6 protein-coding genes and 1 CRISPR repeat array are annotated in these 9862 nt (G+C 41.0%); all 6 genes read left to right on the top strand.

Going from position 1 to position 9862, the window contains the following annotated elements; genetic code table 11:
- Positions 1 to 51 precede the first annotated feature (51 nt).
- Positions 52 to 619: direct repeats of the CRISPR family, unit length 28 nt; unit sequence GTTCACTGCCAAGTAGGCAGCTTAGAAA.
- 372 nt (positions 620 to 991) lie between these two features.
- The 6 genes from N475_RS24940 to csy3 all read left to right on the top strand — a co-directional run bounded on the left by N475_RS24940 (position 992) and on the right by csy3 (position 9856).
- The gene (locus N475_RS24940) at positions 992 to 1822 is read left to right on the top strand and encodes a helix-turn-helix transcriptional regulator (RefSeq protein ID WP_063366139.1); all 831 of its coding nucleotides are present in this window, start codon (positions 992 to 994) and stop codon (positions 1820 to 1822) included.
- A 95-nt stretch (positions 1823 to 1917) separates the two neighbouring features.
- On the top strand, positions 1918 to 2877 hold the full coding sequence (gene cas1f, locus N475_RS24935; protein ID WP_063366138.1) for a type I-F CRISPR-associated endonuclease Cas1f: 960 nt from the start codon (positions 1918 to 1920) through the stop codon (positions 2875 to 2877).
- A gap of 402 nt (positions 2878 to 3279) precedes the next feature.
- Positions 3280 to 6651 (top strand): type I-F CRISPR-associated helicase Cas3f, encoded by a 3372-nt coding sequence (gene cas3f, locus N475_RS24930; protein WP_063357421.1) that lies wholly within the window; start codon positions 3280 to 3282, stop codon positions 6649 to 6651.
- Positions 6651 to 7928 carry a type I-F CRISPR-associated protein Csy1 gene (gene csy1 / locus N475_RS24925; RefSeq protein WP_063357422.1) on the top strand — a complete coding sequence of 426 codons (1278 nt, stop codon included), beginning with the start codon at positions 6651 to 6653 and terminating at the stop codon, positions 7926 to 7928. Before cas3f ends, csy1 begins: the two co-directional genes overlap by 1 nt.
- Positions 7925 to 8809, top strand: a complete 885-nt coding sequence (gene csy2 / locus N475_RS24920; RefSeq protein ID WP_063366137.1) for a type I-F CRISPR-associated protein Csy2 — start codon at positions 7925 to 7927, stop codon at positions 8807 to 8809. The genes csy1 and csy2 overlap by 4 nt, the downstream gene beginning before the upstream one ends.
- Positions 8810 to 8824: 15 nt before the next feature.
- On the top strand, positions 8825 to 9856 hold the full coding sequence (gene csy3, locus N475_RS24915; RefSeq protein WP_063366136.1) for a type I-F CRISPR-associated protein Csy3: 1032 nt from the start codon (positions 8825 to 8827) through the stop codon (positions 9854 to 9856).
- Positions 9857 to 9862: the final 6 nt, after the last annotated feature.

The following is a 9862-nucleotide window of genomic DNA, read 5'->3' as shown; positions in this document are numbered from 1 at the left end:
CAAGTAGGCAGCTTAGAAAAGCCCTAAGTGCTGGTAAAAGCCTGTACCAAAGTTCACTGCCAAGTAGGCAGCTTAGAAAAATGATAACGTGAAGGTTTACAGTATTTCAGAGTTCACTGCCAAGTAGGCAGCTTAGAAATGACTACCAGGATATCAAACTCATGAAAATCAGTTCACTGCCAAGTAGGCAGCTTAGAAAGCTAGAAGGTTCTGAAACTCTTCGACAACTCCGTTCACTGCCAAGTAGGCAGCTTAGAAAAATAACAGCGAGTGTTCTAGACCCAATTAATTGTTCACTGCCAAGTAGGCAGCTTAGAAATTCTAGAAAACTATTCTCTGGCTTTGGCTCTGGTTCACTGCCAAGTAGGCAGCTTAGAAAATAATAAACGCATCGGCCAAGTTTGGGGAATCGTTCACTGCCAAGTAGGCAGCTTAGAAAATTTGCTCGCGCTTGCCAACTTTGGCCCGATAGTTCACTGCCAAGTAGGCAGCTTAGAAAAGTCCAAACTCCGCTGCCAGATCATTAGAAACGTTCACTGCCAAGTAGGCAGCTTAGAAACCACACATCATAAGGTGATGGTTGCACCGGGAGTTCACTGCCAAGTAGGCAGCTTATAAATTAAATCAAATTATACATCAGCGTAAACACATCCCTGATGACTCTCACCCAGAGAAAGCATCCATGCTTCCTCGTTCAAACCTAGCCAAGCTGCGCGGACTCGCTTGACTCGAGACGGTTTTCACCCACATAGGCAGCTTAGGCGATGAGTAACCGAAACGAAGTTTCGCAGCGCGAGGAGTGAGAGGCTTAGAATAAAATCATGGATGACCGATGTAATCAAGCTGCATGTAGGAGGGTATGTAGCTATTGCTATACCCTCACTGTTGTATAGTCTATTTAGAATACTCACTCTTTAGTTGTTGCTGATCAATGACAGCCTTTGCTGTCTCTGATACATTTATTTTACGTTTAATTTACTGAGATTTGTGTATGCAGGCTAAGGAAGAGCAATATTTTAGATATATTGAGGCGGTGTTATTTCGGCAAGGAGAGATCCAAACAGGCACTTTTCAAGATAAGTTCAAACTATCAAGACCCAGTGCTAGGCGTTACCTAACAGACTTTATCGCACGCTATCAAATTGACGCGCATTATAACGAGTCTGAAAAAGCCTATGTATTGGCAACCCCCTTTACACCGAATTATATTTCCCAAGACTTTACTGAGTATGCCAGTTTAATTGGGGAGCAGTATGTGCACAACTTAAGTACCTCGACTATAGCAACGCTGCCTTTACCCCATAGAAAATTAAACCCTACTATTTTACGGCCCATTTTAAACGCTTGCCGCAGGCAAAGTGTGCTCGATATTCGTTACCAGTCGATAAAAGAAGGCGGAGAAACAGAGCGTATTATTCGCCCACATACGTTAGTGAACTCAGGCCTTCGTTATCACTTAAGAGCATATTGCGAAGATGCAAAAGGGTTTAGAGATTTTTCATTGTCTCGCATCCTATCTGCGTGCCCTGAATTTAAATGCAAAGCACAAATGTACAAAAAAGATGATGAAGCGTGGCAGCAAGAGGTAACACTAACCATTATGCCAGACCCTCGCTTAAGTGATTATGCTCAGCAAGTCATTGCCCATGACTTTGATATGAGCGGCAACAAAAAACAGCTCAAAACCAACGTGGCGCTGCTTAATTATTTGATCAGTATTTTACGTTTAGATGTGCAGCACCCAAGCCCAGAAGCTCAGCAAATTGTGATGGACCCCGATTGCTATCGAACTTTGAGAAAGCAAAAGCTACTTTGGAACTAAACACCTGTAAAAAATTTAACTGGTCAAACATTCAGCGTTGAAGCTGCGCGTGGATAGCAGTAGGTTATGCCAAAACCCAAAGGAAGTGGAAGACGATGGAAGACTTTAGCCCTAGCGATTTAAAAGCCATATTGCACTCAAAACGTGCCAACTTATTTTATCTAGAATATTGCCGCGTAATGCAAAAAGATGGCCGCGTTTTATATTTGACTGAAGACACCAAAGAGAACCTTTATTTTAATATTCCCATCGCCAATACCACGGTGATTTTGCTCGGTAATGGTACTTCAATTACACAAGCGGCGATGCGCATGCTGGCTCAAGCAGGTGTATTAGTTGGATTTTGTTGCGGAGGTGGTACACCGTTATATATGGGCTGTGAAATTGAGTGGATGACCCCGCAAAATGAGTATCGACCAACAGAGTACCTGCAAGGCTGGATGGGATTCTGGTTTGATGATGAAAAGCGCTTAGATGCTGCAAAGCACTTTCAGCAGGCACGGGTCGCGTTTTTAAAGCAAGTTTGGCAAAAAGACCGAGACTTAAAAAATGAAGGCTTTAACTTTGATGATAAAGCTATTCAAACCGCATTAGATACGTTTTTTACGCGAACGGAAGCTGCGACAAACTCTCAAATGCTATTGCTCACCGAAGCGCAGCTTACCAAAGTGCTATATAAATATGCGGCCAACACCACCAACTGTGACGGCTTTAAACGCCAGCATCAATCATCTAAATCTGTAGATATAGGCAAAGCGAACGACTTTTTAAACCACGGCAATTATCTCGCTTATGGTCTGGCTGCATGTACTTTGTGGGTGCTAGGTATTCCTCATGGCTTTGCAGTGATGCATGGGAAAACTAGAAGAGGTGCTTTAGTTTTCGACATTGCAGGTTTAATTAAAGATGCGCTGGTATTGCCTTGGGCTTTTATTTGCGCCAAAGAAAATGCCACCGAGCAAGAATTTCGCCAACAAATCCTACAAGCGTTTACCGATCACAAGGCACTGGATTATATGTTTGAACATGTCAAGCAAGTGGCGCAGAGGGGTTGAAGTGCGGCTTAACTTGAAGCCGCACTAAGCTGCCTGCATGGCAGTATACATAAGTACATATTATTTCTAAGCTGCTTATTTAGCAGTGAGTTGATAGTAAGCGTATTAGATGAAAAAGGCAATTTATTAATTAGTACTTATTAGGTTGATCGTTGGTTTTGCAATGTGCTATTGTTTTTTTAATGAGCAAATTCAGTGCAAGGATACTAATGAGGCCATTCATCAAAGCAGTTATCTATATCAAGTCTGTCATTACGAAAATGACTAAGGCTGCAGTTGTTTATTTTGAAAACCCAAATAACACAGCTGTTTTTTTGATGTTTTTAAAAATTATCAATGAGCTAAAGAAATTACTCTAAGTTAGTTATTTAAACTTTTCTTTTCAGAGAAGGGATTATTTCTATGATGGTCACATTTGTATCTCAATGTGAGAAAAATGCGCTTAAGAAAACAAGGCGAGTGCTTGATGCCTTTGCCAACCGCATTGGTGATAACACATGGCAAACCGTGATCACGCAAGAAGGGCTAGATACCGTAAAAAAGATGCTGCGAAAAACGGCCAGCCGAAGTACCGCTGTGAGCTGCCACTGGATTAGATCCCGCGCTCGAAGCCAGTTTTTGTGGGTTGTGGGGAATAAAAGTAAGTTCAATCTGGAGGGAGTAGTACCTGTGAATAGAACTGAAAAAGACTTACTTAATAGTGAGTTTGAAAGTGATTGGAAATATCTTCCTCTTATCAAATCCCTAGCGGCAATGGCTGCACTATTACACGATTGGGGAAAGGCGTCTCTTTTATTTCAAGAAAAGTTAAACCCTAAGATAAAAAATAAGCATAAAGGCGACCCGTTAAGACACGAGTGGATTTCGTGTTTACTGTTTAATCACTTTGTGTCAACTCAAATAAATTCAGAGCAAGACACGTCATGGCTTAATACAATCATTGAGCATGGCATCGATGAACAAACTTTCAATACCAGTCAATTACAACAAGATAAACCCTTGTCCAATTTACCCACTGCCGCAGCCTTAATTTCATGGCTTATCGTCTCTCATCATAGATTGCCGTTACCGAAAGAAGAAAGTTTATGTAGGCAACAACGTGAACATACAAATACTGATTTAAACAGTTTACTTGGGAAAATAACCCAGGAATGGGGCTACGAGAATCGTTTTGAGGATTATCAAACTTTACTGACTAACTGTTTTAAATTTCCTAAAGGATTACTTTCAGATTCACGTCGTTGGATAAGTGAGCTTAAACGCTGTGCAAAGGACTTATCCCATCATTTACCAATGTTAGATCAGGCCATGAACGATGGTAGTTGGCGTTTGATATTACACCATGCTCGGTTGAGCTTAATGCTAGGAGATCATTATTATTCATCTCAAACCAACGATTTGCAGTGGAAAACCGACAGCGAGCTATACGCTAATACTGATCCTAGCAGCAAAGAGTTAAAACAAAAACTCGATGAGCATTTAGTCTATGTTGCAGAGGCAGCGGTAAATACCGTTAAGCTCTTGCCTTCTTTTGAATCGAAACCATTAAAAGCAACTGAACTTACCGAGCTTGCTCCAAAGGCAAATACGCCTGAGGTATTTCGTTGGCAAGATAAAGCTGTCCGCAAAGTCACACAGTGGCGAGAGGACACAGAAGATAAGAGCCAAGGTTATTTTGTGGTGAATATGGCAAGCACAGGATGTGGCAAAACCATTGCCAATGCCAAAGTTATGCAAGCATTGTCAGAGGACGGCGAAAGTCTTCGGTTTATTCTTGCGCTTGGTCTGCGCACGTTAACATTGCAAACGGGGGACGAATATAAAGAGCGTTTAAAATTAAAAGAGAGCGATTTGGCTGTTTTAATTGGCTCAAAAGCGATTTACGAACTACACAAATCGGGTGAGAAAATAGATAAAGACGAGATTGAGCCAAAATCAGTTGAATTAGGTTCTGAGTCATTTGAAAGCTTGCAAGACGTAGATGACGAAGTGCATTGGCAGGGCGTATTACCAGAAGAAGAACTCACCACGGTTTTGACGCAAGAAAAGGACCGCAAGTTACTCTATGCACCTGTGCTAACCTGCACCATAGATCACATTATGGCTGCAACTGAGACTAAACGTGGCGGGCGCTATATTTTGCCCAGTTTACGTTTGATGTCCTCAGACTTAGTGATTGATGAAATAGATGACTTCACTGATGATGATTTAATTGCGATTGGTCGTCTTGTCCACCTTGCTGCGATGTTAGGACGAAAGGTGATGATTTCTTCAGCCACCACTGCGCCTGATTTAGCATTAGGCTTATACAATGCCTACCGACAAGGGTGGGCAATTTTTGCAGCAAGTCGCAATAGATCAGCCAAAGTTAATTGTGTCTTGGTTGATGAATTTAATACTGAATGTCACTTTGTTGGTAGTCTCGATGACGACATACCAAATTATACTCGTATCCATGAAGCGTTTGTTAGTAAACGAGCCGGAAAGCTTAAGCAACAAGACGCCAAACGTAAAGCTGAGATCATTCTTTGTAACAAAGAGCCCAGTTTAGATATTGAAAGCCAGTATTTTAAAACCGCAAAACAAGCTATTTTAAAGAAGCATGCGCAGCATTACACCCTTGAAAAAAAGCATCAAATTCAAGTTTCATTTGGTGTGGTGCGTGTCGCCAATATTAAACCTTGTGTTGAACTAACTAAGTATTTACTAAGTTGTGAATGGCCGCAAGATACTGAAATTCGCTGCATGGCATACCACAGTCAACAAGTTTTACTGCTTAGACATGAACAGGAAAAACACCTTGATGAAGTTCTAAAGCGTAAAGAAAAAGACGGTGAGCAACCTGTAGCTTTTGACAATGAAGTTATTCGAGGTCACCTAGACAGCTGTAAGGCTAAAAATCTTATTTTTCTTCTAGTGGCAACTCCAGTTGAAGAAGTGGGTCGTGATCATGATTTTGATTGGGCGGTAATTGAGCCCTCATCTTTTCGTTCAATTATTCAAATGGTGGGCCGAGTAAAACGACATCGACAAGGTGAGGTAGCTACGCCAAATATAGGCTTAATGCAATATAACCTAAAAGGTTTTATAGGTACCGAGGAGCAGGTGTTCAATTACCCTGGTTATGAAACGGACTCATCGACTACTTTGCAAACCCATGATTTAAAAAAATTAGTTGACGAAAAAGCCTTACTACAAAGTGTTAATGCTATAGCTCGTATTCAAAAGCGAACAGAGTTAGCTCCACATCAAAACCTCGCAGATTTAGAACACCATGCTACGGCAAAAACTTTAGGCACAACGCAAATTAATCAGCCTGTTGCGAGTACAAGCAGAAAAGATAGGTTTAGTCGAAATCGACGATCAATAAACCCTGCAAGCAATTGGAGTGAGCATTTACACGGACATATTCACGGTTTTTGGTGGCTTACCGCGTTGCCACAATACTTTAAACGTTTTCGTAAAAGCATGCCTAGCGTGCAATTGTATTTGGTAAAGCAACCGCATGGTTTTGCATTTTGTATACGGGATGATGAAGGGCGCTTTAGTTCTATTGAAGCTGTATTGGGGATTCAACATGAAGCGTTACCATGTGAACAACAACAAAAATTATGGTTACAAAGAGATTATGTGTCGCTACTGAGTCAATACAGTAAAAAATCAGAAAATGAATATCTGACTTCAATCAATTACGGTGAAGTGAGTGTTATCGAAACAGATGGAATTCAAAAGTATAGTTACAACGACCAGTTAGGGCTGGTTAAGGTGAAATAATGGAATGTAAAAGCATGTTAGATCCGGCAATAGCAAACTTTTTTGATGAGCGTAAAGAAGCATGGCTTAAAAAAAATATTAAAGCTTCAATGACGGAATCTGAAAAAAGAGAAAAGGAACGCGAATGCGACCAAGTGTTTTTATTAGCAAATTGGTTACCTTCGGCAGCAAAGCGAGCAGGCCAGATATCAATATCTACGCACCCTTGTACTTTTAGCCACCCTAGCGCAAGAAAAAACAAGAACGGGTATGTGTCATCTATTATTGCCCAAAATACTCACAAAGTAGATGGGCTTCTTAGAAGTGGCAATGTTCGCGCGGAGTCTGATGCTTTAGGGAACGCTGCTGCACTTGATGTACACAAATTTTTGAGTTTGGTATTAGATGACTCTCAAACTTTACTAAATCATATAGTGCAAGAAAGTGAATTGGCTCAAAAATTATTAAAGCAGCCACATTGTGATTACGCAGTATTACGAGATGATTTCTTAAAGATGATTGAAACCGATCAGGCTGCTATAACTAGCTCTAAAGTCAAACAAGTGTATTACCCAGTTGAAGATGGGGAGTACCATTTGCTTTCAATTTTAACCAACTCTGGGCAACTTTTTGAATTACGTAAACGCCTTGATAGATTTAGATTTGGTGATGATTTAAAGCAAGCTAGAGAAAGCCGAAAGGCTAACCAGTACCATGCAACAGGCTATTGTGAGATTTATGGATTAACTACTATTGGCTATGGTGGTACAAAACCACAGAATATCAGTGTGCTGAATAATCAAAATGCAGGTAAAGCACACTTATTACCTTCATTCCCTCCTTCGTTAAAGCAGCGGGAAATCCGCTTACCAGCCTCTGATTTTTTTAAAGAAAGCTTTACCGCGTGGCATGTAAGAGATGTGTTAGAGGCGTTACACCGACTATTTGTTACTGAGCACAATAACGTCAATATTAGAGAAGGGCGCGATTACCGGATTCAACAATACGTTGATTTAGTGATTGAAAAAATGTGGCAGGTAAGAGTGTTTTTGGCTGAAAACCCAAGCGAACCAACAAGTGAGTTACCACAAGAACAAAAAATTTGGCTTTACCCGCAATACCAGGAGCAACGTGAACTACAAAATGATTGGCTAGACAGTATTACTCGCCATATTGCTAGAGGGTTGATTAATCACTATAGCAAAAACAAGTTTATCACTAACCCTGTACACCTTGCCGATCAAGAACTCTTCGCCATTGAACGCGTTGTTGAAGATAACAAGGAGTTATTACGATGAAATTTATAGTGTTGCCCCACATTAAAGTACACAATGCCAATGCACTATCGAGTCCATTTACGATTGGCTTTCCTGCAATGACGGCTTGGCTTGGCTTTACTCACGCACTAGAACGGAAGCTGATTCAGCAAGGGTATTCAGGGTTGATGCTGCAAAGCGTTGCAGTAATAAGTCACGACTGCAATGTGCAAACCCACAAAGGTGAAGGTGACTTTGTGCATTCTATAATTGGCACTGGTAATCCGCTTGAGAAAGATGGTAAGCGCTCAGCATTCATTGAAGAAGCGCGCTGTCATCTAGATGTATCTTTGGTGATTGAGTACAGCGGTGATGAAGACAAAATTGCACAAACTAATTTTAAAGAACAACTACAAGAGTTAATCGCAAGGATGAAAGTAGCTGGTGGCGACATATTGGATATGCACAAGCCTAAGCTCGAATCTGTGATAAACGATCAAGATACGAGAAACTTATTACGACAACTTATGCCGGGTTATGCGCTCATTGAAAGACGTGATCTTATGATTGAGGCAATGAAGCAGGGTGATGATGCGCTTGACGCGTTACTTAGTTATCTCACTATAAATCACAGCTGTGAGCAAAAGGAAGACGACAGTGTTGTTTGGCAAAGGAGTCGTAAAGAAGATGGCTGGCTTGTACCTATTGCAACTGGTTTCCAAGGTATCTCACCGCTAGGCGAAGCTAAAAACCAACGTGACCCAACCACTCCTCATCGCTTTGCCGAAAGTGTTGTAACTTTAGGGGAGTTTGTTATGGCGCATAAAGTAAAAAACCTCGACGACATACTTTGGCAGTACAACCCAGACTTAGAAAATGATCTTTACCTGTGTCAACAAGTAAGTTCAGTTAACGAATATTAATAAGGAAGAAAACAAATGGCTAAAAATAAAGATATTGCATCAGTACTCGCATTTGAAAAGAAATTAGTACCATCGGATGGCTACCTATTTGGCACTAACTGGGAAGACAGGCGACAAGTCACACCACTTGAACTGCAAGAAAAGTCAGTGCGTGGAACAATCTCTAACCGCTTAAAAGCAGCTGTACAAAAAGACCCAGCGAAATTGAATGCAGAAGTAGAAAAAGCGAATTTACAGCGTGTGGATGCCTGCGCGCTTGGTCAGGAGCAAGATACACTCAAACTACACTTCACATTAAAAATATTAGGTGGTTTGGCACAACCATCAGCATGTAATAATGCCAGTTTTAAACAAAGTTACAGTGCAGTAGTAAAGCAGTACATTGCAAAACATGGCTGTTTTGAATTGGCAAAACGTTATGCCACTAATTTAGCGAATGCACGGTTTTTATGGCGCAACCGTGTGGGCGCAGAAGAGATTGAAGTGCAAGTTAAAGCACTTAATAAAGGTGCTGAGCAGACTTGGTCATTCGATGCATCAGAATTTAGCATTCGTCATTTCAATCATCAGAATGAACAAGTTAACAGCCTAGCCGATAGAATTGCGCAAGTACTTACTAGTGACACAGAACATTTAATGCTGCAAATAGACTGCTATGCCAAAGTGGGTAAAGCACAAGAGGTTTACCCCAGTGAAGAGCTGGTTCTCGATAAGGGCAACAGTAAAACTAAAAAGAGTAAGATTTTGTATGCAGTGCGTGATCATGCAGCAATGCACTCTCAAAAAATTGGTAATGCATTGCGTTCAATTGATACATGGTACCCAGATTATAACTCAGAAGAGCAAAATGCTGGCGCGATTGCTATTGAACCTTATGGTGCGGTGACTAATTTGGGTAAAGCATTTCGTACGCCAAAAGACAGCCAAGATTTTTATAGTTTCTTTGATAAGTGGGCACGAGGTGAAGAACTACAACGTGAAGAAGACGAGCACTATGTTGTTGCAGTACTTATTCGAGGTGGCGTATTTGGCGAGAGTGATAAATAGGTGAAT

Origin of the sequence: Pseudoalteromonas luteoviolacea DSM 6061 (assembly GCF_001625655.1) — a bacterium.
In the GTDB taxonomy this organism is placed as follows: domain Bacteria; phylum Pseudomonadota; class Gammaproteobacteria; order Enterobacterales; family Alteromonadaceae; genus Pseudoalteromonas; species Pseudoalteromonas luteoviolacea.
The sequence above is the reverse complement of the archived record's forward strand: the minus strand, read 5'-3'. Positions and strand labels throughout refer to the sequence as shown.